Source organism: Vibrio sp. Vb1166, assembly GCF_033338695.1.
GTDB classification, from domain to species: Bacteria; Pseudomonadota; Gammaproteobacteria; order Enterobacterales; family Vibrionaceae; genus Vibrio; species Vibrio alginolyticus.
This window is the reverse complement of sequence record NZ_JAWOTE010000005.1, coordinates 115,214-141,751: the sequence shown is the minus strand read 5'-3', so window position 1 is coordinate 141,751 and position 26,538 is coordinate 115,214. Positions and strand designations below refer to the sequence as shown.

Below are 26,538 nucleotides of genomic sequence, written 5' to 3'. Positions count from 1 at the left end.
CTTTTAATGCGTACCAGTCATATGCTGGAGCAATTGATGGAGGCCTTACGTTGTCTACCTGGGGTTGGCCCCAAGTCAGCGCAGCGTATGGCCTTTCATTTGTTACAGCGCGATAGAAAAGGCGGTTTGCAGCTTGCAGATGCGCTTAGTCAGGCAATGACAGAAATAGGTCATTGTACTGAGTGTCGAACCTTCACCGAAGAAGAAGTCTGTCACATTTGTACCAACCTAAAACGCCAAGAAAATGGTCAAATTTGTGTGGTAGAAAGCCCGGCAGACATCGCAGCCGTTGAAGCAACAGGCCAATATTCTGGTCGGTATTTTGTTCTTATGGGGCATTTGTCGCCATTAGATGGTATTGGTCCAAGTGATATTGGATTGGATGTCCTTGATTACCGCTTACGTCGCGGTGATATTACCGAAGTGATTTTGGCGACAAACCCAACAGTTGAAGGTGAAGCCACTGCCCACTACATCGCAGAGCTATGTAAAGAGCACCAAGTTGATGCCAGCCGCATCGCGCATGGTGTGCCTGTCGGTGGGGAGCTAGAGCTTGTTGATGGCACGACGTTGTCACATTCGCTATTAGGTCGACACAGAATTTAATAAAAAGCCGCTGAATTCAGCGGCTTTTTTGATTTTGGGAGTTAGGAACGATTAATCGTTCGATTCTTTACCAAGAAGGTTTTTGTAGATAACCGCACCAAGCACGCCACCCACAATAGGAGCAATCCAGAACAGCCATAGCTGAGAAACCGCCCATTCACCCACATATACTGCGACTGCCGTGCTACGAGCAGGGTTTACTGACGTATTGGTGACAGGAATGCTGATCAGGTGAATGAGAGTCAAACACAGGCCAATTGCGATAGGTGCAAAGCCTTGTGGCGCACGTTTGTCTGTTGCACCCATAATGACAATCAGGAACATCATCGTCATGACAACTTCAGTCACAAGTGCAGCGATCATCGAGTATTGGCCTGGAGAGTGTTCACCATAACCATTGGCGGCAAAGCCAGAACCCACAACATCGAATCCTGCTTGTCCAGATGCAATAACGTAAAGCACGCCACCTGCGATAAGCCCGCCGATCACTTGTGAGATGATGTAAGGCGTAACGTCTTTTGTCTCAAAACGACCGCCAGCCCAAAGGCCAACTGTCACTGCAGGGTTCAAGTGACAACCTGAAATATGACCGATAGCAAATGCCATCGTCAGAACGGTTAAACCGAATGCCAAAGAAACGCCCAACAGACCAATACCCACTTCAGGGAAACCCGCAGCCAACACCGCGCTACCACAGCCGCCTAACACTAGCCAGAACGTGCCAAAAGCCTCAGCCAAATACTTATTCATGTTCTTTCCTGATCTTTAATTAAATGACCCGCTGAACATAGTCGAGAATTGTCAATAAATTGTGAGGGAGATCGCGCAAAAACCGCAAATGGAACGCTATGTGGCAAGAGTTCTCAAAGGTGAGATAAAAAGCAGAGGGGGGAAGTGCTAAATCTCGAGTTTGCTTTGATTACTGCCTCGGAGAGAAACAACCGAGGTACTAACTTTAAACGTGTGGTCTAGAGTCGCATTACGTCAATTGTTCTAATTCAGTGATGTTGTCGAGTGCTTCTTGATTGGTGTTACCGCATACAATCGGACACGGTTTAAAATCGTGACAGACTTTGGGGCGTTCAGGCTTACCAAATAGCTTGCACAAATTGTCGTCGTTGAGTTGCACACAACGAACACCTGCAGGTTTGCCCTTTGGCATTCCAGGTATTGGTGAAGAGATACTTGGCGCAATACAGCACGCTCCACATCCTAATCGACAATCCATAATGTAAACCTCTTAAAAATTAAGGGGGCAATTATGGTCATTTTGACGTGGATTGGAAGAGTGAAGAAAGAAAAAATAAAAGGGCGCGCTTAACATTACGCTCCCTTTTTGGTTTTTTGCTTTTAAATCATCGTGATTATTTTAAGAAACGGTTATAAACAAACAACAGAATAAATGCGCCTAGTGTTGCGGTAATGATACTACCAATGTTGACGCCAGTTGCTCCGCCGAAACCGAGAATGCCGCCAAGGAAGCCACCTACAAATGCCCCTGCAATACCAAGTAACATTGTTGCAATCCAACCGCCCCCATCTTTTCCTGGCATGAGCCATTTAGCAAGTGCGCCGGCGATTAAGCCCAAAATAATCCAAGAAATAATACCCATGAAAACTCCTTAATGCCTTCTTGATCAATTGAGTAATGGAAACTTGTTTAAGGATAGAACAGTAAAACGAAAGTAGTTGAATATCTCCACCGTTATGTGGGAAGGATGCAAGATCTTCTCAAAACTTGAACTTTTGCGTTGAGAAGAGTATAAATCGCCCCCTAAATTCCCTTGGTGAGACCTGAAGTATGAGCACTCCATTTTGGCAAAGTAAATCGTTAGAGCAGATGACAGAAGAGGAATGGGAATCTCTCTGTGATGGTTGTGGCAAATGTTGTTTGCATAAGCTTATGGATGAAGATACCGATGAAATCTACTATACCAATGTGGCTTGTAGCTGGCTGAACAGTAAAACGTGTTCATGTAAGGATTACCCAAACCGTTTCACTTCGGGTGAAGAGTGCACCAAGCTGACCCGAGAAGACATCGACGATTTTACTTGGCTGCCACACACGTGCGCTTACCGTCTGTTGGCTGAAAAGCAGCCTTTACCAGAATGGCATCCGTTGATTACCGGCTCTAAGTCCGCAATGCATGCGGCAGGGGAAAGTGTCCGTAACAAAGTTGTTTACGAGATTGATGTGGTGGATTGGGAAGACCATATTTTAAATCATCCCAACCGTCCTTAGTCGAATACAAACAAGCCTTTCATTGATTAAATGAAAGGCTTGTTTGCTATTGGGGCTCCCAACTTTGACGTCTCGCTAACGAAATGCTGCTCAGTTTATTATTTAGTGTTGTAAACTTAGGAGTATGATTTCAACGCTTTACACTTCTATTCCTGATTGTTTTGATCAGGATTGTTCCCTATGAGGTAAACATGACGTTTCATTTCCCCCAGAAACTGCGCCTGACATCTTGGGTGACATTATTCGCACTTGCCGTCATTATGTTCTCCCCAATGGCTGTTCATGCGACTGCTACTGACGATATCCAAGAGCCTTCTGCTGCCGAAATCTCGATTGACAACTTGAACCGAGAGATTGTGGATTTATCCCAAAGCCTCTCGCAAGCGAGTGGCGACGAGCGTGATGCCCTTCAACTGCAACTATTCCAAAAGAATGAAGAATTAAGAAGCCAGTTAGCGTCAGCGATTGAACGTGAAACTATCTCTCGCGACAAGCTGATCTTGCTAGTTAAAAAACAAGAACAATACTCTGAGGATGCGACGAACTATCTATCGGAAAAAATAAAGAAAGTCGTCGAGGATTTAAATAAGGCTAAGGATGAAGAGAAGCTTGCTCTTGTTAATGATTATCGAGAGCTACAGCGTTATCTTGATGTTAGCTTCGATTCGAGCTGGCAAAATCTCGCTTGGTTGAAGGAGCTAGGGGCCCAAAACGAGCGCGCAGAAGCGGAACTAAAAGATAAAATTGATAAACGTATGCGCTTACTGTCTGCTTCAATTGAGTACTTGAGTCAGCAAAGTGAGATCATTGGCTCCCAACTTTCGTCTAGCCCAGAGTCGGAAAAAGCGTCGTTGCAACTTAGTCAGCTCATTACTAAACAAAGGCTAAATATTGCGACAGAAAGCTTACGCAACCTGATTTCAATTGGTGATAAAGTCGGTTTAGAAACGTCTGAATACAAACGCCAAATTTTTGAAGTGACGGGTAATATCACCCATGATTTACTGAATACCAAAGTTGTGTGGTCAATACTGAGTCACTGGTCCAACTCGGCACTGGATTGGTTTGCCGAGAATGCACCGCAGCATATCTTCCAGTTGTTTGTTTTTGCGCTGATTTTATTGATCGCTCGCGGACTGGCTAAGTTAACTCGCAAAGTCGTCCGTAAAGCAGTTGCATCGAAAAACTTAAAACTTTCCCACTTGATGCAGGACTTCTTTATCTCGATGTCCGGCAAATTCGTGTGGGTGATCGGTATCATGGTGGGCTTATCTCAGCTTGGTTTGAACCTAGCGCCAATCCTAACCGGTTTCGGTATTGCTGGTGTGATTATTGGTTTCGCGTTGCAAGACACGTTATCCAACTTCGCGGCGGGTATGATGCTGCTTATTTATCGCCCATTTGATGTTGGTGATTTTGTGTATGCTGGCGGTGTGGATGGCAAGGTAAGCCATATGAGTTTGGTGAACACCACAATCCGTACGTTTGATAACCAAATTATTATTGTTCCTAACAGCAAAATCTGGGGAGATGTTATTAAGAACGTCACGCATGAACGCATTCGCCGCGTGGATATGGTGTTTGGCATTGGCTATGCGGATGACCTCTTAAAAGCGGAGTCAGTATTGTCTGATATCATTACCTCTCACCCTTCGGTACTTCGCACTCCAGAGCCAATGATCAAAGTTCATACATTAAATACGTCTTCTGTAGATTTTATTGTGCGTCCTTGGGTAAAAACGGATGATTACTGGGATGTATACTGGGATGTGACAAAAGAGGTGAAACTACGCTTCGACCGAGAAGGTATTTCGATTCCTTTCCCACAACAAGATGTGCATTTGCATATGGTGGAGAAGCAAGACGCCTAATCACAGGTCCCAACAAGTGAAAGGCACTCTAGGTAGAGTGCCCTTTTTGATCTTCGGTTAGCGCCATAGTTACAGTTCGTTAAAGAACACCAGTTTCGGCTCGCATTCTAACAAGTTGTCGATCTGGCTAATCAAAAGAGCAAAGTGTTCTGTTTTACCATGAAGCTCAAATGCTTGTTGGTTTTTAAATTGCTCCTGAAAAACGAAGTGGCATGTATTGTCTTTATCTTGGAACAATTGATAACGAACGCAACCTTCTTCATTGCGAGTAGGTTCAAGCGCTCGGGTAAGTACCTCTTTCAACTCTTGTTCTTTTCCCGGTTGTGCATGAAAGGTAGCCGTCAAGTGAATCATAATGTTTACTCTTTTTGTTATAGGTAACGCCCTTGGCGTTGCAGGAACTCAATTTTGTAACCATCAGGGTCGGTTACAAAAAAGAACGTTGCTAAATGCTTTTGTTGATGGTCAAAGGCTTTGATGTCACCAGTTTCAATGCCGAGAGATTTAATGCGTTTGTGGGCTTGTTCAATGTCCTCCACGCTGACGGCAAGGTGGCCGTAACCTGAGCCGTGAGTGTAGGGCTCACTTTGGTCGTGATTGTGCGTCAGTTCCAATTCAAAGCCAGTTTCTTGGTTGGCTAGATAGGTTAGAGAAAAGCCATCAAAGATGTATTGATCAGCGACTTCTAGTTCAAGTACGTCACAGTAAAATTGTAGAGAGCGGTCCAGATCACTTACTCGGATCATGGTGTGAATCATTTTTGTCATAGGTACTCCTTGATAGTCCGCACAGGTTAGCGATTTCAAAAGGAGTCTGGGTAGTACTCTAGTACGACAAATTAGAAGATGCTCAAGGGTTTATAATACGGATGCATAGCCTAGGATGGTTATTGGTCGGTTGGTTGCTATTAACTGTTAAGTTGCGCAAGTGCTTGACGAGTGGTCTCTTGAGGTTGGCGGGCGTAAGTGAGGCAAGCGCATCGAAGTAAGGAGGCAAAGTTGTTCACTTCACCATTGTATTCGAGTGCTTCTTGATAAACAGTGCTTATGAATTTAGGAACCGTCATGTTTTGAGCACTAGCGATTTCCTCAAGAATTGTCCAAAAGCTCGCTTCAAGTTTTACACTGGTCGCGTGACCATCAATACGGATAGAGCGGGTGATGAACTGATAGTTGTCTTGGGGTTGCTTAGCAAAGATTTCGCACATTTTCTTTATTCATATAATGAAAGACCCATAATTATTGTGGTGTACGATTTAAAACGTCAACTGTTTTCATGCATAAAAAAACGCTCCCTTGCGAGAGCGTTGAAACATCACGAGTTGTGAAGTAAGTGCAAGTTGATTATTTAATTTGTTGCTTCAAGTACTCGCCTAGTTGCGAGTGGTGCATGATTTTTGATACTGGAAGGATAGTTTCTGCAGGTCCCCAAGCAAATACGTTGACAGGAGTATGCGTATGAGTACCCGTCCCCCATACTGTGTTTTGCTTTGTTGCATGCTCACGCGCTAGCAAGTTGCCACGGTCGTTGTAAGGAAAGAAAGCATCAAAGTCATTGATTGCCGGTACGTTCTCTTCGCTTAAGTATTTGTGTCCAGCGAGTCGGTATGGATTTGGTTTACTTGCTAATACGCGTTCTGCTTGCTCAGGCGTAATCGAAAAATCGCTATTTGCGTTCACGACTTCCGCAAACTTCTCTGGAGTTTGCTCTTTCTTATCAAGCGCTTGGAACTCACTGATCATGCCGTAGTAACTTTTCTTTTGGTTGTATAAACCATCGAGGATCTCGAACTGACCAAAGTTGAAGTTTGGCGCGTAATCCTGATTTTTGAATGCTTCGCCGTCGCGTTTTTGTGGTTTAGGCAAGTTTGCTGATGAGTAGCTAAAGCCAAAAGAGCCGGTTTCGTGGTCAGCAGTAACAATGATCAGGGTGTCATCACGGCCTTTTGCCCACTCATAAACTGAGTTTACCGCTTCATCGAATTTAAGCATTTCATGCAGCATCGTACCTGCATCGTTACTGTGGCCAGCCCAGTCAATTTGGCCGCCTTCAACCATCAAGAAAAAACCGTCTTTGTCTTTTGAAAGAATGTCGATTGCTTTGGTGGTCATTTCTTTCAGCGATGGCTGCGTGCGTTTTGGATCGTTTTTGCTTTGACTGTAGGCAATACCATCGTTCATGCCCGAGTAAGCAAAAAGTCCAAGTAATTTGTCACCTTTAGCTTGTGTGAGCATATCGCGGCTGAAAGCCAGGTTGTAACCTTGGTCTTGCGCCTCAGTAAGCAAGTTGCGCTCATCTTTACGTTTCGACTTTAGGTAGACATTACCTTGAGTGAGCTTTTCAAGTTGCTCGTATGTCTCTCCCTTGTCGTTTGTCGACTTTGGAATCCAATGACGAAGTCCCCCAGACATCATCACGTCTACGCCTGTTTCGAGCATATCCGCCGCAATACTGTTTTCTAGGGAGCGATGTGGTTGATGAGCGGCAAATGCTGCTGGCGTTGCGTGGGTCATACGCGTATCAGAGACGAGCCCAGTTGCTTTACCTTTACTTTTGGCTTTTTCCAAAATAGTTTCGACATGGTTGCCTTGGCTATCAATGCCAATGACTTCAGAAGCGGTAGGGATTCCTGTCGCTAGCATCGTAGCTGAGCACGCAGAGTCGACGACAATTGCGTCTTCTGGATTGGTCAGTGATGATCCAATCACACCTTCTTGAGCGAGTTTGTATAACGCTGTGCTTTCGCCTTTGTAAACCGAGTTAGGTGCGTGTTTTGCGTAGGTCTCGAGTAAACCAACTTGTTGAGGACCCATGCCGTCGCCGATCATCAAAATGACGTTTTTGATTTCAGCTGAGAGTGCGTTGAAAGAGAGGGTAGATGCAGCCACTGCCGTAACGATTGGAGATACTAAGCGCTTCATTATATTTTCCTTGTTTATTGAAAGCGCAGGCATTAAAGCAATGATTTATGAAGGTTTTGTGTCGGTAATAAAAGTTTAACCAAATTGTCGTTTTTGTTTGGTTTTGCAGAAAAAATGAGTCGCTCTCTAACGTTCGTTAGTTTGGAAAGAAGAAAGCCCACAAACGTGGGCTTGGATTACGCTTAGGAGTTGAAAGCATGGACTAAAGTTATCCATTCAGTGCCTTCACAAGAAACCTAGTTTAGGGAGCAATAAACGAGCATGTATTATCGGGCCACAAGAGCGGTCGAATTCACTTACGTTTGCATCATATCGTTCTTTGGCCTATTAAATTATGGGCTGCAGTAAGTGTTTGGTTCAAATAGGATTTGTTGTCGTGACGATTATCAGACTGGTTATCAGACTAATGCCAGTATGATGCCACCAACGGTAAGTGCCGCAGAAAGGTATTGACCCGCAGAATATGAGCCATCCTCTTCTTTCTCGATTTTATCGGGGTGATCCATGCCAAGCGCACCATGCGTGAAAGATTCGACCTTTTCACCAACAGATTTATCTTCTGCTTCTATTTTCTTGCTGTCGTGCTCGATTTGTTGCAGAGCGGCAAGTAGCGCTTTGCCTTCGGTCGAAAGCGTCACCTTATTGTGTTCGACTTTCAGCGGCGAAGCACTAGTTTCTTCTTGTGCAATACTTGCTTGTTTAGAGGCGACAGATTGTTTGGCATAGCTATTAACAGAAGTGCTTCCTACTGGATTCATCGAATACTCCTTGGAACATCGACACTCGGTCACTGAGTGCGGGTAAAAAGCAGTTATATTTTTATCGGCGGCAAAGTTTATTTCTGAAGCTATTTGGATAAAAACAGGTCTGCTTTTGCCGCTTCTAGTTTCTATTGGTGATCATTAGCAAAAAATAGACCAGCAGGAAGCAGACCCTTGTCACTCGATGAACTCGGAGCGGTGTGATGATGCAACGCAACGGCAAGGTAGTAACTTAAATTGAAGAGCAGCTACTTACATTGAAGATCGTTATTGCGTTTAGTTAGATGTTGATATGCCGCCATGCGGTGAGCATCTTGTACATACCGTACTGGTGGTGCGAGAACCTCTAACTGATAGTCAGTATTATCAGAAAGCACGTTATCTGTTGGGCTAATTACAACCACTTTTAAGCTCGGGTTGCGGCTTAAGATTGATGCTGCCGTACCCAACCCTTGCTCGGTGTGAAACTTGCCTGCAACATGGACAACCTGAGCGCCTGGGTTGTCGTCTAGGTAGCTAACGATAGATTCCGCCATAGTTTCATCCCAAGTAACTTGAGCTGCAAACTGTTTTTCCGTCTGCTCTGGCTTACCGTGATGCATGGATGCCATGAACTTTTCTTTGTACGGACTACTACCAGTGTTGATGGCTTGTGCAATGAACATCCGCTGATCATCATCGAGCTTGTTAATGTAATCTAGCCCTTGTCGACCAATGCATCGGACAATGCTCTTTGGTGCATTTGCTGCAATGACCGGGAGATTTTTCTGCTTAGCAAACTCCACGAGAGGGCGATAGTCGCTTTCATAATTGGGCCAAGCGTTGGCTTGTTTCATTAAGTACTGTTCGCCGATCTCCCCACGTAGGTAAGCGTCAACAACAGGTTGTTTGTCGCGGGTAAATTGTTCCATAGATAACGCGAGTGAGCGGTCGTAGGACGTAAGTTGTTTGAGCATATCGGTTTGAAAGCGATGAACGCCGGCGTGTGTGTGCCATTCACCAATAAGAATGACATCTGCTTGTTGCAGCTCAATTGGCAGTTTGCTTAGAGCGATGTGCTCGCCAGAAGGGGTGTATAGTTGGTAGTCGTAAAAACTAGTGACTTCCGCTGAGGTTGCGTGAGAGTCGGTGTGCGTATATGAAGAGCAACCAGTAAGTAAGCCTGCAAAGAGCAAGCTCAAAGTAGTAGAAAAGCGCATTGAAAAGCCTCCAAAAATGTCCGGATGATATTAATGGAGGCTGAGCAATGAATCAATATAAATGATAACTATTTGCGTTTGTTGTTTTTTTGACTTATTAATTGAGTGTTTTTTTGCGATATACACGCAACATAAAATCAGCCTCACATTGGAAAAGTGTAGCGGATTTCAACTCTTCACGAAGAGCATCGGTTGCTTTCCATGCGAATGGCGTCATTTGCAATAAATCGATTGCGGCTCCGTTTTTCAAGTCCATAACATAGTTAAGATGCTGCTGGTGCTCTAATTCAAACCCTTCAATATGTTCTGGTTCTTCATTGTGAAGACGAACTTCTTGATAAATGCGCTCACGCAGTTGGTATAAGTGGCGGCTAGCAGGAGTAACCGTGACAACAACGCCGTCGTTTTTTACAACGCGCTGCAGCTCCTCAGCTTTACACGGGGCATAAATGCGCAAAATGGCATCTAAGGATTCATTTGCGAAGGGAAGTCGGTGACTAGAAGCCACACTAAAGTTGCAGTGCGTGTAACGCTTCGCCGCGTAACGAATGGCAACTTTGGAAATGTCTAAGCCATAAATCGTGGCATGGTTCGCTTGTGTTTCTATCGTCTTTTGTACTTGATCTGTGTAGTAACCTTCACCACAACCAATATCTAATAATTGATGGGTGCTCCCCTCAGTGTATGTTGCACACAGCTGCGCCACTTCTTGGCGCATTGGGTTGTAGTAATCTCCTTCAAGGAATCGACGACGAGCTTGCATCATCTCTTTGTTGTCACCAGGATCTTTAGAACGTTTGTGGTGCGCTGGCATCAAGTTAACGTAGCCTTCTTTTGCTAAGTCAAACTGATGATTGTTTTCGCACTTAAACGTTTTTTCATTTAACGCTAGAGCTTGGTGGCATAGAGGGCATTGATAGTTCATGACGATCTCGAACAGAAAGTAGGGCGGCAAATTCTATCAAAAAGCATGGTCTCAAGTGAAACAAAAAGAGCCGACTGGGTCGGCTCTTATTAAGTATTAGTGGAAGAAGTCGACTTGCTCTTTCAAGTTTCGTGCTTGTTGTTGAAGTTCAATGGCACTTTGCGAGGTTTTTGCGCTCGTGTTGCGGCTTTCTCGGTTAAGTTCACTGATAGAGTGGGCATTTGCTGCAATTTCTTGTGAAACTTGAGCTTGTTCTTCTGAAGTCGCTGCAATGGCGTCGGCTTGAGAGGCTATCGACTGCACTTGTACTGCGATGGCTTCTAATGCTGTGCCCGCGTCTTGTGCTTTGTCCAAGACCTGGTTTGCACTGCGTTGGCTGTCTGTCATCATATTAACTGCATTATGAGTCGACCCTTTTAGTTTCTCGATAATTTCCACGACATCTTGAACTGAGCTTTGGGTTCGGTGCGCAAGTGTGCGCACTTCATCTGCTACAACAGCGAAGCCACGGCCTTGCTCACCTGCTCGTGCTGCTTCAATGGCGGCATTCAAGGCAAGTAAATTGGTTTGCTCAGCAATTTCATCAATCATTTTAGTGACGGTTTGAATACTCTCGCTATCGCGATTTACTTGCTCGATAGCCGTTGCTGATTGATCCAATTGATCGTTAAGTTGAGCAACGTCGATACATACGCCTTCAACAATCGCGAGACCAGACTGACTATCAGTATTTGCTGAGCGTACGTTTTCCGCAATGCTTTCGACTTGTTGTGCGACAGATTGAGCGGAAGAGGCCATTTCTTCAATCGCTGTCACAACTTGCTCGACTTCTTGTTGTTGTCGGTCGGCTTGGGTCAAATTGCTATGTGCATCGTTGGCAACGCTGGTGGAGTTGCTCTCCACTAAGTCGCTTGTTGAACGGATCTTACCAACAAGTTCATTGAGCTGACTTGCCATACTGGCGACACCCGAGCTCAGGTTCGTAATTTCATTCTTTGATGCTTTACGAGACGCTGGAATGTTCAAGCTGACTTCGCCGCCCGCTAAGCGAGTCATGTATGAGTTTAGAGTCGTGAGAGGTTGTAAGCTGCGATTCAAGAAAAGTGTCAGTACAACAAAAGTAATGATTGCCGCTACCGAAGAAATGATGGCAATGAGTGTGAGAAGCGTGTCGCTACCTTTTGTAACTTCTTTGATAAACGTACCGCCTAGCAGTTTCCAATTCCAACCTGGAACCTCTGTGTAGACAAGATACTTTTCGCCTACGTTACCTTGGTACTCGAAAGGGTAGCGAATTAATCCACTAGATTGTTCGAAAATCTGACCAAAAGGCTTGTGACCATTGTAGTCGGCGACTTCTAGTATTGACGAATCTGAGCCGCTTTTTGCTGGATGAAGTAGGTATTTACCAAGATTGTTGTCGTCGTTATCAACGATAATGGTGTAACCAGTGTCGCCCCATTTTATCTCTTCGAGTGCATCGAACAAGGCTTGTGTCGCTTGGTCTACTGGTAAGCCAATAAACGATAGGCCTGCTACCTTTCCTGTCGCATCTTTGATTGGGGCATAGTAGGTAATGTAGCGCTCGCCATACAATTTAATTTGAGCGTAATACGGTTGTCCTGCTTTAAGTTGCTGATAACCAGGATGGTTGATGCCTAGCGTGGTTCCGACCGCTCGTTGACCTTGTGGATCTTTTAGGGAGGTGGACACCCGAATAAAGTCGTCACCCAATGGTGCGAATAGCGTTGCTATAGCGCCGGTATCACGTGTGAAACTGTCGACCAACTTGGTGTCATTAATTAAGCTTTCACTGTATTGAGTGATGTTTGGTACTTCATGTCCCATGAAGTCAACCGTGTAATTTTCGACATAGACACCGGCAAGGTAGCCATTGCGAAAAGTAGATTCGAGGACTTTAGCGGTGTGCAGGTAAGCATCGAATTGGCCAGCAATGGTTTTTGCCATTGATTCTACTTTAGATTGGTGTTCTTTCAGTGTGCTTTCCAATAGAACATCGGAAGCGTTGCGGTAAACAAGCGCTGCAATACTGCTGAAAGCAATGAATAGACACAAAGTGATCACCAGTTTCAACTGGAATCCGACACTTTGATTTCGGTATCTCTCTAACATAGACTAATTCCTGATATTTTTATTATTTATGAGTTTTGTATCGGTATGCTATCGGTTTATATGATCAATTTTTTTGATATTTATTAATGAAACCGTCAAAAGTGACCAGTAACCAATAAGTTAGTAAAGATAGGACCATCTAAGCAGAGCTTTTATTACAAAAAAAAGCCGGGTATCCCCGGCCTTTATATGGTGATTCTTACTGCGCTGAAATGACAGTGACAAGTTCATGTGTCTCACCTGGTTGGAGCGTTTGACCTTGCTCAATACTTGGTGCATGAACAGCAGACTCTACACACAACATGGTTTGATAACCATCGTCAGCCATGTCACCCATGCTTTGCGCACCTTCTGCCCAAGGGTTCCATAATACTGCTGAGTTGTGGCCTTGGTTGTGTACGCTTAGCGTACGATCCAATACCGGGTCTTTTACCAAAATTTTCGCTTCTGGTTGCGTGTAAACGCGATCAATCGTGTCAGTTAGTTGTAGAACATTACTACCTTGGCATACCGCATCAGCTTTCAAGCTATCAATGTACTCGGCACCCATGCCTGTCGTTTGTGCTTGCTTAATGTCTCCAACGTTTAGGTAAGTATGTAATGCGCCAGAGAAGGTCCAAGCCTCGTCATCAATGTTCATGACTTTGAGCGTCACTTTTAGCTCATCGCCCACTTCAATCACCAAACGAGCGTCAAACATATGGGGCCAAATATCGTGGATTTCTTCTGTCGGGAACAGAGCAAGTTCAACAATCACACCGTTATGGTTCTCACGATGTTCAACCAACTCCCATTCTGCGGTGCGGGCAAAGCCGTGAGCTGGAGCAGCGATACGCCCAAACCAAGGCCAACAAACCGGAATACCACCGCGAAGAGCAGCTTTACCATCGAAGACAGCTTTTTCGCTCATCCAGATCAGATCTTCTTGACCTTTAGGCGTGAACGACACGACATGACCACCGTGTAGCGAGATGCCTGCCGTTGCTTTGTCATGAATCACGCGGACGATTTTTATCTGATCAACTTCAACGATAGTGACGTTATCAGATAGCACCGTTAGGGCTGGGAGAGTTTTTAAATCCATGTGTAGTTTCCTATCGCTGGGGGAGAGCTTTTAGACGCGCTTCGCACATTAAATGCAACATCGAGCCTGCATTCTCTCAAATTCCAGATACAAAAAAGGCGACTCTAGAGCCGCCTTTTCTTTAACGAAGTTATTCGCTAATTGCTAACTTTCTAATTACTTAGAGATGTGAGCGATTAGGTCTAGAACTTTGTTTGAGTAACCGATTTCGTTGTCGTACCAAGATACAACTTTAACGAATTTGTCAGTTAGCGCGATACCAGCTTTAGCATCGAATACTGAAGTGCAAACTTCGCCGATGAAGTCTTGAGATACAACTGCATCTTCAGTGTAGCCTAGAACGCCTTTTAGTTCGCCTTCAGAAGCTTCTTTCATCGCTTTACAGATGTCTTCGTAAGAAGCACCGTTAACTAGGTTAACAGTTAGGTCAACTACAGAAACGTTAGCAGTTGGTACGCGGAAAGCCATACCAGTTAGTTTGCCGTTTACTTCTGGAAGTACAACGCCTACAGCTTTAGCAGCACCAGTTGAAGATGGGATGATGTTTTGAGAAGCACCACGACCACCGCGCCAGTCTTTAGCAGAAGGACCATCTACAGTTTTTTGAGTTGCTGTAGTTGCGTGAACTGTAGTCATAAGACCAGATTCGATACCGAACTTGTCGTTAAGAACTTTAGCGATAGGCGCTAGACAGTTAGTAGTACAAGAAGCGTTAGAAACGATGTCTTGACCAGCGTAAGTGTCGAAGTTTACGCCGTTAACGAACATTGGAGTAGCGTCTTTAGAAGGACCAGTTAGTACAACTTTTTTCGCGCCAGCAGTGATGTGCTTACGTGCAGTCTCGTCAGTTAGGAAAAGACCAGTTGCTTCAGCTACAACGTCAACACCGATTTCGTCCCATTTTAGGTCTTCAGGGTTGCGCTCTGCAGTAACACGTACAGTTTTACCGTTAACGATTAGGTTACCGCCTTCAACTTCAACAGTACCGTTGAAACGGCCGTGAGTTGAGTCATACTTAAGCATGTATGCCATGTAATCTACATCGATAAGGTCGTTAATACCTACTACTTCGATGTCGTTGCGCTCTTGCGCTGCACGGAATACGAAACGACCGATACGGCCAAAACCGTTAATACCTACTTTGATAGTCATTATAGTTGCTCCACAACTTAATTTCTGATTAAAGATAACTGGTAGTAAAATTACAGAATCCAGTAAACATCTGCAAGTGATAATCGGACTTAACTTGTTTAAAGTCAAAAAAAAGCGACGCTTTTTTTAACAATTCTTTGCAAATGTACGTTTTTTAAACTTTTAACTGATTCTTCTGTAGCCCAGTTGGCGTAATATAACTGGTGAGATAAGTGCTCTTATCAAATTAATTACGCATGGTGTCCTGGTGAGAAAGTATGTGCTACAACTGTTAAGAGAAGCAAGTTTTTTGCTAAAAAAGTCAATACCAAGAACAGTAAATAAGGAGCCGAAAGTCGTGGAACAAAGCGGGAAAAAAGTGACGAAGTCAGATGAACAGTGGCGTGAGCAACTGTCTGATGAAGAGTTCCGTGTTTGCCGAGAGCAAGGTACAGAACCTCCTTTCAGCGGTAAGCTACTGCATAATAAGGAAACTGGTGTTTATGCTTGTACTTGTTGTAATGCCCCTCTCTTTGTCTCTGATAACAAGTATGACTCTGGCTGCGGATGGCCAAGTTTTGATGCGCCTATCAACGATCAAGCGGTGCGCTATTTAGAAGATCTAAGTCACGGAATGGTACGTACAGAGATTCGTTGTGCAACGTGTGATAGCCATCTAGGGCACGTTTTTGAAGATGGCCCACAGACCACAGGAGAGCGTTTTTGTGTTAATTCTGTGTCGTTAATTTTCAACAAATCAGAATAATAACGACAAAATTGTGCTCGAGATTGTTTTATCCTTTCAGGATGATTCATGCTCAACGGTGATCTGAGTGTCGCTCGACTTAAATAAAAACTCCCGCTCATTGCGGGAGTTTTTCGTTTATATCTCACTGGGTATCATTGCTGGGGAATAGATACCTTTCTCTATGGCTTTCGCCACCGATTCGGCTAATTCATCCAACTGCTTATATCGCTCTGGATGACTGAAATTGAACATACGTTGGAGCTGCTTTTCATCAGCAAGCGGTACGTCGAATCTCTTCGCGACCATTGCCCATAGATACGCTTGCTCTTTGTCTCCAAGCCCTTGATGAATACTTGCCATTGACTTGAGAATGACCGGATTGATGTTGTCTTCATCAGATAAAGACAACGCGTTATTAAGAAGCTCCAGGGTTTTCTTGGTATCTCGGTTGGTATAAAAAGTGGCTAATGCATATTGCATCTCAGCATTATTTAATTGGGGAGACCCTTCCATTTGTAAAAATGCGCGCCGAGCTTGAGTATCTCCCGTTTGAGACCATAAGAAATACAAAGTAGCCGGGTCTTCTGAGCCTTTTAACTCGTTTACGATGCGCTCTAGCTCATCAATACTGTGTACCAATGCATTAAAGCGTTGTCTTTTGAGAGCACTTTGATCAATAGGGGTGATCTGGGAGGCGAGTTCTAAGCATTTCCTATATTCAGCGACCAGACCGTATTCGATGATTTGGTTGGCCTCTGATGGGTTTTTCAATTGCTCAAACCGATGCCAAACCAAATTTGTTCTTGGAATTCGACATTGGCCGTCATCCATATTGAGCTGCTCGCAACGCAGCTCTGGTGTTTTTTGGCACAACTCTTCGGTTGTCACGTTACCTTCAAAACAGCCCGATAGCGCAAAACATGCGAGGCTGAGAAGTAACCAGTTTGTTCTTTTCATGGCTTTGCTTGTGATCCGTTACACCAATTCATTTTCGTATTCTTGACTCAGTTTCTTAACCCGTTATGTTCTGTAAATAGAATGTAATAAGAAGGTACACTATGGACGCAGAACAACTATTACAAGCGATGACTCCAGAAGTTTATGATCGCTTAGTGTATGCAGTAGAAACGGGAAGATGGCCTGAGGGTACAACACTTTCTAAAGAGCAGCGAGATTCGTGTATGCAAGCTGTGATGTTGTATCAATCAAAACATAATACTGATGCGCAGCATATGACGGTTGCAGCCGGTGGTGAAATCAGTTTTAAATCAAAACAAGAGCTTAAAAAACAATTCAGCGGAGAAGAGAGCGATATTGTTCGTGTCAATCCGAACATTGATTAATCCTTACGCCTTATTTCTCAAAATTTTATTATTTTGATTTTGAAAGAAAAAAGCCCAAATTGTATTGGGCTTTTTAGATCGTAGAAAGCTTGAACTTACAGGCTCATTTCACCACGCAGTACTTGTTGCATTCTCTCTTTTACTTCTTCGTAAGAAAGGTTTTGGCTTAGAAGGTAGTGTAGTTTTGCCAGCGCCGCTTCGGGCGTCATGTCAAAGCCACTGATAACACCAGAGTCTGCGAGCGCACAACCTGTGGCATATCCGCCCATATTCACTTTACCTGCCAAACACTGAGTTAGGTTTACGACAATAACGCCGCGCTCAGAGGCTTCTTTCAGGTGACCAAGCAGCTCAGGGTTCTGAGGAGCATTACCGACACCAAAAGTCAGAAGAATCATCGCATTCACGGGCTGACGAAGCGTGTTGCGGATAACTTCGTGTGAAATACCAGGGTACATGGTGATCACACCGATTGGTTGTGGCGTGATGTTGTGAACCTTAAACTCACCTTCTGGTTGTGCACCAACGGTTACGCTGTTGCTAACTTGAATATTGATCCCAGCTTCCAATAGTGGAGGAAGGTTTGGTGAAGTAAAGGCATTAAAACCGTCAGCATGAGATTTTGTGCTGCGGTTACCACGCATCAATTGATTATTGAAGAACAAAGTTACTTCGTTGATCGGGTAGTTTGCCGCAATATGTAGCGCGTTTAATAGGTTTGCTTGGCCGTCAGAACGCAGCTCTGCGAGAGGGATTTGTGAACCCGTTACAATCACTGGCTTACCAAGGTTTTCAAGCATGAAAGACAATGCGGACGCTGTGTACGCCATGGTGTCAGTACCATGTAGGATAACGAAACCATCGTATTTGTCATAGTTGTCACGAATATCATTCGCAATCTGCTGCCAGTCAGCAGGTGTCATATCTGATGAGTCAATCAGAGGGTCGTATTCGTGGATGGTGTAATCCGGCATTTCAGGACGATGGAATTCGGGCATGCTTGCTAATTGCTTTTCCATAAAGCCAGCAACAGGCACATAGCCGTGGTCGGATTTTTGCATTCCGATGGTACCACCGGTGTAAGCGATGTAGATGTGTTTTCTAGTCATCGTTTTTTCTTTCGTGTAGGGGAACAGAGGCGGGGATTATATACCTAAATAACCTTGAGATGCGAGGCTATACGCACAGCATCAGAAAGTCATCTGAGGAGATGCAAAGCCTAATAAAAAGGGCACTTCAAGTAGAAGTGCCCTTTGTAATATTGATGGAAAAACTACTGCACTTGGCAGTTCAAACAAAATGCGTATTGACCTTTAGGATCGTTGAAGCTTTGGAGCAAGCTTGCGTCTTGTTCGAATTGTTGAGCTACGGGTTGAAGACTTTTTGGTAGCAAGCTTGTTGCATCAATACCTAGAGAGACTTTCACCTGTTTCATAAACTCTTGTAGAAATAGTTCAGTAGGTGAAAGAGGCTCTTCTACCCAGTAAATGCCGTAATCGGTTACGTTCGCTAGTTTCGCTGCTAGCTCTACAGCATCATCAAAGTCACCCATTTGATCGACAAGACCAAAGGATAGTGCATCTTGGCCAGTCCAAACTCGACCTTGAGCAACTTTGTCAACTTCCTCTAGAGACATATCGCGATTCTCGCCAACTAGAGAAATAAAGCGCTTGTAACCGTGTTCGATACCTAATTGGAACACTTGAGACGCGCCCTCAGAAAGGCCAGTGGTAATACCGTCACCTGAGAACGGCGATGTGCCAACGCCATCAGTGTTAATACCTAACTTGCTAAAGCCTTTTTCAAACGTGGTGATGACACTAAATATACCAATGGAGCCCGTCAGGGTTGTTGGCTGAGCAACGATTTTGTCTGCGCTCATTGAAATCCAATAACCACCAGAAGCAGCCAAACTCGACATGGATACAACAACCGGCTTACCTGCTTGCTTCAGAGCTTCTACTTCGTTACGAATCACTTCAGAAGCAAAGGCACTGCCTCCTGGACTATCTACTCGTAATACGACCGCTTTCACTTTTTCATCATTGCGTGCTTGACGCAGCAAGCTTGCGACTGTGTCACCACCAACAGTTCCGCGAGGTTGTTGACCGTCCATAATCGCGCCACTGGCTAGAACAACGGCGATGTCGTGCTGAGGTAGTGTGTAATCGGGACGAATCGTTGCAAGGTAGTCGTAGTAACCAATCGCGTTGTAGCTGTCTTTGCCGTCGCTACCAAACTGTTTTGCGAATAGAGTGCGAATGTCTTGGCGTGTCGCAAGTTCATCCACTAGCCCCAATTTGACTGCGAGCTGAGCAATATCGCCATTTACAGACTTCATCTCGTTAATCAGCTCATCCATGGTTGGATTAAGCACTTTCGCATCAATGTTTCGGTTTGTTGTTACGTCATCAACAAAAGCACTCCATAATTGAGTAACCCAACGTGTTGCTGACTCTTTCGCCGCATCGGACATGTCATCACGAATAAACGGTTCGATAGCGGATTTATAAGTACCTACGCGAAAAACATGAGTAGAAACGTCAAGCTTTTCAAGTAACGTTTTGTAGTACATTGAGTAAGCGCTGTAACCTTTAATCAATACACCACCATCAGGTGCCAGATAAACTTTATCAGCGTAACTTGCCAAGTAATATTGGCTTTGGTTGTAGAAATCACCTACGGCGTAAACGGGTTTGCCTGATGCTTTAAATTCGTTCAACGCTTTCGCGATGTAACGTAGTTTCGTGAGATTTGTTTCTGGCATGTCTCGCAGTGCTAGCACTAATCCAGACACTTTAGGATCGTCTTTCGCGTAGCGAATAGTATCAACGATATCGAAAAGGACGTTTTCTTTCGGTAGCTCATTACCCAAAAGGGAACCAGCAAAAGAGTCCATTGGGTTTACATAACGTCTTTGTTCGACAATTGGGCCTGAAAGGTTCATCACCAATGCCGATTCTTTTTCGACGACAGGTTGACCGTCTCCGGTATAAGTAAAGGCAAAGTAGAAAACGGCAATCATCAGCAAGAAAATTAGGTTTGCCAGTGCGAGTCTGATGAAAGTGATACTTTTCCATATCCCTTTAAATATCAAACCAATAAATTTGAAGAGTTTTTTCATCTTGTCTCCATAACGAGATAGTTACGCCGAGTCTAACAAAGTATGGGTTCTTATCTCTAAGATCTCAAAAGATAACATTTTTTTAGCTTATCACGACCACTCAACAATTGGCATATTTTCACACGAGATTGATCGGTGTTACAAAAATGTAAACGCTTGTTTGATTTTTTGGTTGAGCAGGCTTAATCTGGTCAGACCATGATAATAACAATGGATGTTAAGTGATGTCTGCCATGTACCCAAACCTATTAAAGCCACTGGATCTCGGTTTCACACAATTACGAAACCGAGTTCTGATGGGATCAATGCACACGGGCTTAGAAGAGCACAAAGAAGGATTACAGAAGCTCGCTGCTTTTTATGAAGAACGCGCGAAAGGCGGTGTCGGACTGATTGTAACCGGAGGTTTTTCTCCTAACTTACGCGGTCGTTTACACCCGTTGAGTGCTGAATTCAGCAAGCCAAAACATGCTAAAGCCCATAAAGTTGTGACAGAAGCGGTGCACAAGCACGGTGGTAAAATTGCGTTGCAAATTCTCCATGCTGGGCGTTATGCAATGCATCCATTCTCGCAAAGTGCATCTGGCATTAAAGCGCCGATTGCAAAGTTTGCTCCGAGTGAAATGAGCGACCGCCAGATAAAGAAAACCATCGACGCGTTTGCTAATAGTGCGGAGTTAGCACAGCTTGCTGGTTATGATGGCGTCGAGTTAATGGGCTCGGAAGGTTACTTGATAAACCAATTCTTATGTAAACGTACTAATATGCGTTACGACGAATGGGGTGGCAGCTATAAAAAACGTATGCGTTTTCCGCTAGAAATTGTTAAAGCGGTACGCAAGGCGGTGGGTGACAAGTTCATCATCATCTTCCGTCTTTCTATGCTGGATCTTGTCGAGCAGGGCAGCACTTTTGAAGACGTTATCGAATTGGCGAAAGCACTTGAAGAGGCTGGCGTCACGATTATTAATACGGGTATCGGTTGGCATGAGGCTCGAATTCCGACAATTGCGACTCAAGTACCACGCGGTGCGTTTACATGGGTTACGGAAAAAGTTAAACCTCACGTTTCGGTTCCTATTATCACTTGCAACCGTATAAATACGCCAGATGAAGCAGAACGCATTTTATCTTCCGGTCATGCCGACATGGTTTCGATGGCGCGCCCATTCTTGGCCGATCCTTACTTTGTTGCTAAAGCCGAACAGGAAAAAGCGCAGCTTATTAATACGTGTATTGGTTGTAATCAGGCGTGTCTAGATAACGTGTTTAAAGGTAAGCGCGCCAGTTGCTTAGTGAACCCTCTAGCGTGCTATGAAACCGAAATTGTTGTTGAACCAGCCTTTAAAAAGAAAAACATTGCAGTTGTTGGTGCTGGACCTGCGGGCTTGGCTTGTGCGACCACACTGGCTGAACGTGGCCATAAGGTTGATCTGTTCGAAAAGAACGACCGCATCGGTGGTCAGTTCCGTCTTGCGATGCAGATCCCTGGTAAGGAAGAGTTTCGAGAGACGATACGATATTTCGCTAACCGTATTGATGAAACAGGCGTGAATCTGCACTTATCGACGGAAGCGAACTATGACTTACTCACAGAATACGATGAGATAGTGATGGCATCGGGTGTTGAGCCACGTAAAGTCAATATTGATGGAATTGATAACCCAGAGAAAGTCGTCGACTATCAAACTCTCATTCGAGACAAAACGCCAGTCGGTGAGAAAGTGGCTATCGTTGGTGCTGGTGGCATTGGCGTAGATGTCGCGACCATGCTCACAGAGCCAGTTGGACAAACGTTGGATGACTGGTTGCATGAATGGGGAATCGACAAGGAGATGTCTCAGCCGGGTGGTTTATACCCTTACCCTGATGCGGTTAGCGATAAAGAAGTCTGGGTACTTCAGCGTCGTAAAGGTCGTGTAGGTAAAGGTCCGGGTAAAACGACAGGTTGGATCCATAAACGTACCCTTGAAAAACGGGGCGTACATTTAGTCGGTGGTGTGTCTTACGATAAAATTGATGATCAAGGTTTGCACATTCATGTAGACGGAAGCGCGCAGGTACTTAATGCAGACAAAGTTATCATTTGTGCTGGGCAAGAGTCTGTACGTCCGTTTGAAGATAAATGGTCTGAACTTGGAGATAAGATTCATATCATTGGCGGAGCTGACCATGCGGGTGAACTTGATGCTGTGCGTGCGATTCGTCAAGGTGTTAAATTGGCGGTAAAACTCTAGCCTTTTAATGTGTGTTTACCATAAAAGCTGCGCTTTGAGCGCAGCTTTTTTGTATAGAACTAGTCACTGATATCTGGCAGTTGTTTGGCCATTACCACGCCAGCAAAAGTAATAAAAGAGAACACTAACACCACAGCTGAAAGGCTCAAGAAGTTCGACATAACACCAAGAGAGCTCATTAGAAGCAGCATTATCCCAACCACTGTGTTACTCACGGCTACATAGCTCGTCCGTTTGTCACCTTCTGCGATATCAACTAAATAGGTTTTTCGTCCGACTCGTATTCCGTCGTGGGCAATACAAACACAAAAGTAAAGCAGAGGAATCACGAATAGGAAGCTTTGGCTAGCGGTGACCCATGTATCGTAAACAAATAACACAACACCAAGTAGCGCGCTCATCATTGCGCCTATGACCATCACACTGCGGCTAGAGCGATCGGACATTCTTCCCCAGAAAGGACCTGACACAAAGGAGGCTAAGCCACTCGCAAACATAAAGAGAGCTAGCACCCAGAGCTGTCCACCCAGAGATTGCTGTGCCAGCACAACGTAGTACGGTGCACTCAGCGCAGAACATAAAAATAGTGTCCGCGTGATAACGAATCGACGAAAGGTCACGTCTGTCTTAAGTAACGCGAGTTGTTTAAACGCTTCGAGGACGCCATTTCGACCACCGTCTACCTCACCGGCATACTCATTAATTCGCGCATAGACTAATGCCGCGATGAGCCATATGACGCCCGCTAAGCCTAAACTCAGACCGTAAAAGCGCTCTGTCGGCTCTACGTCCCATAACCAGGCTAGTGCCAGAAGGCTAGCGAAAAGCAGCGTAACCAGGCCAGCAGCGCTTGAAGACCAGCCGTTGACTTGACCTCGTTGGTTTTTAGGGATGGTTTTGCCCAATACATCTTTTGATGCGACGGAATTTAAACCGCGTGAGAGGCTGAAGATCACAAGACATGCAATCACACCATAACCCGCAGCTGCTCCTGTTAGAGTTAATGCGACCAATCCGATTGCAAATATGGAAAGAGCCTGCAAGATACTGCCAATTACCCAGACCCATTTTCTTACTGGAATGCGTCGGATGTAGTGCGCGATGCTAAGTTGTGGGATAAGGGATCCTGACTCACGAATAGGAACCAGCCAACCAATTAAGTAAACCGGAGCCCCGAGACTTTGTAGTATCCACGGCAACGTGACTTTAGGATTGATTAACGCATCGCCGACTTTCGTTAAAAACTGAGCGAGAATGATTTTAAGAAAGTTGCCGGGAACTTGATGACAAGCTGATTCAGGAATCGCCTTACAGGCACGGGCATCTTCGTCATTAACGATCTTTTCGTAAATGCTGTTTTGTTTGTCCTTGTTCATCAACCTGCCTATGTTCAACTTATTCATTTCGCGAATAAATTAACATTAAACCCAGATTGATGTTAAGTGAAGCACGTTATCAAGCCCACAGAAAACCGGTTGTTATTCGCAGGAGCAGATTGTGCTAAAGTGGCGTAAACAAAATAACAACGATATTCAATAAGGATTCTTTCATGGACGCTCTCGATCTTTTGCTCAATCGCCGATCTATCGCGAAGTTATCCGCGCCTGCTCCAGAAGGTAAAGCACTTGAGAACATCATTCGTGCTGGCCTTCGTGCGCCTGACCATGCGGGATTAACCCCTTGGCGTTTCGTTATCGCACAGGGCGATGGTTTGAAAAAACTGTCAGATATATTGGTAAAAGCGGCAGAAGCTGAAAATAGTGATGAAGCGGTGGTCGAAAAGGTAAAGAATGCCCCATTTCGCGCACCAATGGTGATCACTGTTATTGCTAAAGTAACAGAACATGAGAAAGTACCAGCACTAGAGCAACACTTATCTGCGGGATGCGCTGTACAAGCGATGCAAATGTCAGCCGTAGCGCAAGGCTTTCAAGGGTTTTGGCGCTCAGGTAAGTGGATGTTCCATCCAGAAGTTCATCAAGCATTTGGTTTAGAAGGTGACGATGAGATTGTTGGTTTCTTGTACTTAGGCACGCCTGGTTGTACACCGATGAAAGTTCCTGAGCGTGACCTTTCTCAGTTTGTTGAATTTCTATAACTGAAAACTTAAATAAACTGACTGTTTATTTATACAGTTTTTCTTGATTTATTAGGGCTACATTCGATAATGTGGCCCTAATTATATTTATTTCCAAAACGTTATGTCTCGTCTGTTTATTGCTGAAAAACCAAGTTTAGGCCGTGCGATTGCCGCTGCACTGCCAAACCCTCAAAAGAAAGATCAAGGATTCATCCGCTGTGGGAACGGGGATATCGTTACTTGGTGTATCGGCCACTTGCTCGAACAAGTCGAACCCGACGCTTACGATGAGCGTTACAAAAAGTGGAATATGGCAGATTTACCAATTGTTCCGCAGCAATGGCAGCTCAGACCGAGGAAAAGTGCAAGTAAGCAATTAACAGTGATTCGTAAATTGCTCAAAGAAGCTAACGAAGTCATTCATGCAGGAGACCCAGATCGAGAGGGTCAGCTGTTAGTTGATGAAGTTCTGGACTATTGCAAGTTATCTAAAACCAAGAAGGAATCTACACAGCGTTTGTTGATTTCCGACTTGAACTTACCTGCGGTTAAACGTGCTCTCAGTTCTATGCGCAGTAATCGCGAGTTTATCCCACTTTCAGTTTCAGCATTGGCCCGCTCTCGGGCTGATTGGCTGTATGGTATGAACATGTCTCGTGCTTATACCTTGCTTGGTCAAAAAGCAGGGTATCAAGGTGTTCTCTCGGTAGGGCGAGTGCAAACGCCAGTTCTTGGCTTAGTGGTGCGTCGTGATGAAGAAATCGAAAACTTTGTCCCGAAGGACTATTTTACCCTACATGCTCTGATCCCATATCAAGATGCCAATGGTACTTTTGATATTCGTGCTCGTTGGAAGCCAAGTGAGGCATGCAAGCCTTGGCAGGACGAAGAAGGTCGAGTATTAAACCGTAAGTTGGTAGAAAATGTTGCAAACCGTATTGCAAATCAACCCGCAAAAGTGACAGAGTCGGAACAAAAGCAAACCAAGCAATCAGCACCATTACCTTATTCGTTATCTGCTTTACAGATCGATGCCGCGAAGCGCTATGGTATGAGTGCGCAACAAGTACTAGATACTTGTCAGGCATTGTATGAAAAGCACAAGCTGATCACTTACCCGCGTTCAGATTGTCGCTATTTGCCGATGGAACACTACTCACAAGCAGGGACGGTGACAACTGCTATTGCGAATAACGCAAAAGAGTTGCAAGTTGCCGTTCAGGGAGCAGACTTAACATTAAAGTCCAAAGCCTGGAACGATAAAAAAGTGGATGCGCACCATGCGATTATCCCTACACCGAAGCAAGCTAATGTGAATGCGCTTTCCGGCAATGAGATGAAAGTGTATCAATTGATTGCTCGTCAGTACCTCATGCAGTTCTATCCGGCGGCGGTTTACGCAGAAGCGAAATTGGTTTTCGATATCGCTGGTGGTACGTTTGTCGCGAAAGGTCGTCAGTTAGTTTCGCCGGGTTGGAAAGCGCTAATGGGCAAAACTGACAAGGAAGATGAAGGTATTGATGCCGTGCCACCGCTACCCGAAGGCACCGTGTTAACTTGTCGTGAAGGGGAAATAAAAGACCGAAAAACCGAGCCACCAAAGCATTTTACCGAGGCATCGCTGTTGCAAGCGATGACCGGGATCGCCCGTTATGTTGCGGATAAAGAACTGAAAAAAATCCTTCGTGACACTGATGGGCTAGGCACGGAAGCGACTCGCGCTGGTATTTTGGACACGCTGTTCAAACGCCAACTGCTTACGCGTCAAGGTAAGTCAATTCTCAGTTCTCCTGCGGGAAGAGGTCTCATTCATGCCTTGCCAGAAGATTCAACATACCCTGATATGACGGCTCATTGGGAGCACCAGTTACAAGGTATGGCAGAGAGAAATCAAGCATATCAGCCGTTCATGCAAGCACTGGAACAACGCATTGATAGCTTGATGGCACAAGTAAAAGCAGGCCCTATCCCTGATTCATTACGTCATCTACCCAAGGTGGAACGTCCTGCGTTTAAACGTAAAAAGCGCAGTTATTCAAAGAATGGTGGCGCGACTAAATCTCGTGCAACCAAAGGTAAGCAGGCATAGGACAAGCGCGGTGTAATTAAACACCGCGCATGCTTGAAAATAGA

At 44.8% G+C, this 26,538-nt stretch carries 25 protein-coding genes; 8 read left to right on the top strand and 17 right to left on the bottom strand.

Translation table 11 applies throughout. The features are described 5' to 3' along the window. Window positions 1–6: 6 nt before the first annotated feature. Window positions 7–606, top strand: a complete 600-nt coding sequence (gene recR, locus R7E51_RS08020) for a recombination mediator RecR (protein WP_017820795.1) — start codon at window positions 7–9, stop codon at window positions 604–606. Window positions 607–657: 51 nt separating this feature from the next. Here the strand turns inward: recR and aqpZ are convergent, their stop codons facing one another. From aqpZ to R7E51_RS08005, 3 genes are all read right to left on the bottom strand, one after another. Then, a complete protein-coding gene (aqpZ, locus tag R7E51_RS08015; RefSeq protein WP_017820794.1) occupies window positions 658–1,356 on the bottom strand; it encodes an aquaporin Z in 699 nt (232 codons plus the stop codon). Between the two features lie 229 nt (window positions 1,357–1,585). Next, window positions 1,586–1,834: a YkgJ family cysteine cluster protein gene (locus R7E51_RS08010; protein WP_017820793.1), complete on the bottom strand. Its 249-nt coding sequence runs from the start codon at window positions 1,832–1,834 to the stop codon at window positions 1,586–1,588. Window positions 1,835–1,970: 136 nt separating this feature from the next. Beyond that, a complete protein-coding gene (locus R7E51_RS08005; RefSeq protein WP_005380625.1) occupies window positions 1,971–2,219 on the bottom strand; it encodes a GlsB/YeaQ/YmgE family stress response membrane protein in 249 nt (82 codons plus the stop codon). Between the two features lie 188 nt (window positions 2,220–2,407). On the opposite strand from R7E51_RS08005, the gene R7E51_RS08000 reads away from it, so the two are divergent. Both R7E51_RS08000 and R7E51_RS07995 read left to right on the top strand, forming a co-directional pair. Beyond that, window positions 2,408–2,848: a YcgN family cysteine cluster protein gene (locus R7E51_RS08000; protein ID WP_005384948.1), complete on the top strand. Its 441-nt coding sequence runs from the start codon at window positions 2,408–2,410 to the stop codon at window positions 2,846–2,848. 191 nt (window positions 2,849–3,039) lie between these two features. Next, on the top strand, window positions 3,040–4,719 hold the full coding sequence (locus R7E51_RS07995) for a mechanosensitive ion channel family protein (RefSeq protein WP_005380681.1): 1,680 nt from the start codon (window positions 3,040–3,042) through the stop codon (window positions 4,717–4,719). A 69-nt stretch (window positions 4,720–4,788) separates the two neighbouring features. On the opposite strand, the gene R7E51_RS07990 is transcribed toward R7E51_RS07995, so the two are convergent. The 10 genes from R7E51_RS07990 to gap all read right to left on the bottom strand — a co-directional run bounded on the left by R7E51_RS07990 (window position 4,789) and on the right by gap (window position 14,894). Next, on the bottom strand, window positions 4,789–5,073 hold the full coding sequence (locus R7E51_RS07990; RefSeq protein WP_005384942.1) for a putative quinol monooxygenase: 285 nt from the start codon (window positions 5,071–5,073) through the stop codon (window positions 4,789–4,791). Window positions 5,074–5,090: 17 nt separating this feature from the next. After that, window positions 5,091–5,486 carry a VOC family protein gene (locus R7E51_RS07985; RefSeq protein WP_005380685.1) on the bottom strand — a complete coding sequence of 132 codons (396 nt, stop codon included), beginning with the start codon at window positions 5,484–5,486 and terminating at the stop codon, window positions 5,091–5,093. Between the two features lie 140 nt (window positions 5,487–5,626). Then, the gene (locus tag R7E51_RS07980) at window positions 5,627–5,926 is read right to left on the bottom strand and encodes a ribbon-helix-helix domain-containing protein (protein WP_005384938.1); all 300 of its coding nucleotides are present in this window, start codon (window positions 5,924–5,926) and stop codon (window positions 5,627–5,629) included. 136 nt (window positions 5,927–6,062) lie between these two features. Next, window positions 6,063–7,640, bottom strand: coding sequence for an alkaline phosphatase (locus R7E51_RS07975; RefSeq protein ID WP_206958135.1), 1,578 nt, complete (start codon window positions 7,638–7,640; stop codon window positions 6,063–6,065). Between the two features lie 398 nt (window positions 7,641–8,038). After that, window positions 8,039–8,398 (bottom strand): hypothetical protein, encoded by a 360-nt coding sequence (locus R7E51_RS07970; RefSeq protein ID WP_005380688.1) that lies wholly within the window; start codon window positions 8,396–8,398, stop codon window positions 8,039–8,041. Window positions 8,399–8,649: 251 nt separating this feature from the next. Continuing rightward, window positions 8,650–9,600, bottom strand: a complete 951-nt coding sequence (locus R7E51_RS07965) for a ChaN family lipoprotein (protein WP_017820790.1) — start codon at window positions 9,598–9,600, stop codon at window positions 8,650–8,652. A gap of 97 nt (window positions 9,601–9,697) precedes the next feature. Further along, a complete protein-coding gene (gene rlmA, locus R7E51_RS07960; protein ID WP_005380691.1) occupies window positions 9,698–10,525 on the bottom strand; it encodes a 23S rRNA (guanine(745)-N(1))-methyltransferase in 828 nt (275 codons plus the stop codon). A 96-nt stretch (window positions 10,526–10,621) separates the two neighbouring features. Then, window positions 10,622–12,658, bottom strand: a complete 2,037-nt coding sequence (locus R7E51_RS07955) for a methyl-accepting chemotaxis protein (RefSeq protein WP_017820789.1) — start codon at window positions 12,656–12,658, stop codon at window positions 10,622–10,624. 199 nt (window positions 12,659–12,857) lie between these two features. Next, window positions 12,858–13,742 (bottom strand): D-hexose-6-phosphate mutarotase, encoded by an 885-nt coding sequence (locus tag R7E51_RS07950; protein WP_206958132.1) that lies wholly within the window; start codon window positions 13,740–13,742, stop codon window positions 12,858–12,860. 156 nt (window positions 13,743–13,898) lie between these two features. Then, a complete protein-coding gene (gene gap / locus R7E51_RS07945; RefSeq protein WP_005380697.1) occupies window positions 13,899–14,894 on the bottom strand; it encodes a type I glyceraldehyde-3-phosphate dehydrogenase in 996 nt (331 codons plus the stop codon). A gap of 337 nt (window positions 14,895–15,231) precedes the next feature. Between gap and msrB the strand changes: the two genes are divergently transcribed. Then, window positions 15,232–15,639 carry a peptide-methionine (R)-S-oxide reductase MsrB gene (msrB, locus tag R7E51_RS07940; RefSeq protein WP_005380698.1) on the top strand — a complete coding sequence of 136 codons (408 nt, stop codon included), beginning with the start codon at window positions 15,232–15,234 and terminating at the stop codon, window positions 15,637–15,639. 117 nt (window positions 15,640–15,756) lie between these two features. Here the strand turns inward: msrB and R7E51_RS07935 are convergent, their stop codons facing one another. Then, window positions 15,757–16,578: a DUF2989 domain-containing protein gene (locus R7E51_RS07935; protein ID WP_017821139.1), complete on the bottom strand. Its 822-nt coding sequence runs from the start codon at window positions 16,576–16,578 to the stop codon at window positions 15,757–15,759. Between the two features lie 101 nt (window positions 16,579–16,679). On the opposite strand from R7E51_RS07935, the gene R7E51_RS07930 reads away from it, so the two are divergent. Beyond that, window positions 16,680–16,964: a YeaC family protein gene (locus R7E51_RS07930; protein ID WP_005380700.1), complete on the top strand. Its 285-nt coding sequence runs from the start codon at window positions 16,680–16,682 to the stop codon at window positions 16,962–16,964. 95 nt (window positions 16,965–17,059) lie between these two features. Here R7E51_RS07930 and ansA read toward each other — a convergent pair whose 3' ends face one another. Both ansA and sppA read right to left on the bottom strand, forming a co-directional pair. Then, on the bottom strand, window positions 17,060–18,073 hold the full coding sequence (ansA, locus tag R7E51_RS07925; protein WP_017635822.1) for an asparaginase: 1,014 nt from the start codon (window positions 18,071–18,073) through the stop codon (window positions 17,060–17,062). Between the two features lie 164 nt (window positions 18,074–18,237). After that, the gene (gene sppA / locus R7E51_RS07920) at window positions 18,238–20,088 is read right to left on the bottom strand and encodes a signal peptide peptidase SppA (protein ID WP_005380705.1); all 1,851 of its coding nucleotides are present in this window, start codon (window positions 20,086–20,088) and stop codon (window positions 18,238–18,240) included. A 224-nt stretch (window positions 20,089–20,312) separates the two neighbouring features. Here sppA and R7E51_RS07915 point away from each other — a divergent pair, with 224 nt between their 5' ends. Then, on the top strand, window positions 20,313–22,325 hold the full coding sequence (locus R7E51_RS07915; protein ID WP_206958130.1) for an NADPH-dependent 2,4-dienoyl-CoA reductase: 2,013 nt from the start codon (window positions 20,313–20,315) through the stop codon (window positions 22,323–22,325). Between the two features lie 59 nt (window positions 22,326–22,384). Here R7E51_RS07915 and R7E51_RS07910 read toward each other — a convergent pair whose 3' ends face one another. After that, window positions 22,385–23,701 carry an MFS transporter gene (locus tag R7E51_RS07910; RefSeq protein ID WP_054701571.1) on the bottom strand — a complete coding sequence of 439 codons (1,317 nt, stop codon included), beginning with the start codon at window positions 23,699–23,701 and terminating at the stop codon, window positions 22,385–22,387. 173 nt (window positions 23,702–23,874) lie between these two features. Between R7E51_RS07910 and R7E51_RS07905 the strand changes: the two genes are divergently transcribed. Then, window positions 23,875–24,423, top strand: coding sequence for an NAD(P)H nitroreductase (locus tag R7E51_RS07905; RefSeq protein WP_206958128.1), 549 nt, complete (start codon window positions 23,875–23,877; stop codon window positions 24,421–24,423). A 103-nt stretch (window positions 24,424–24,526) separates the two neighbouring features. Continuing rightward, window positions 24,527–26,494, top strand: a complete 1,968-nt coding sequence (locus R7E51_RS07900) for a DNA topoisomerase III (RefSeq protein WP_017821143.1) — start codon at window positions 24,527–24,529, stop codon at window positions 26,492–26,494. Window positions 26,495–26,538 lie beyond the last annotated feature (44 nt).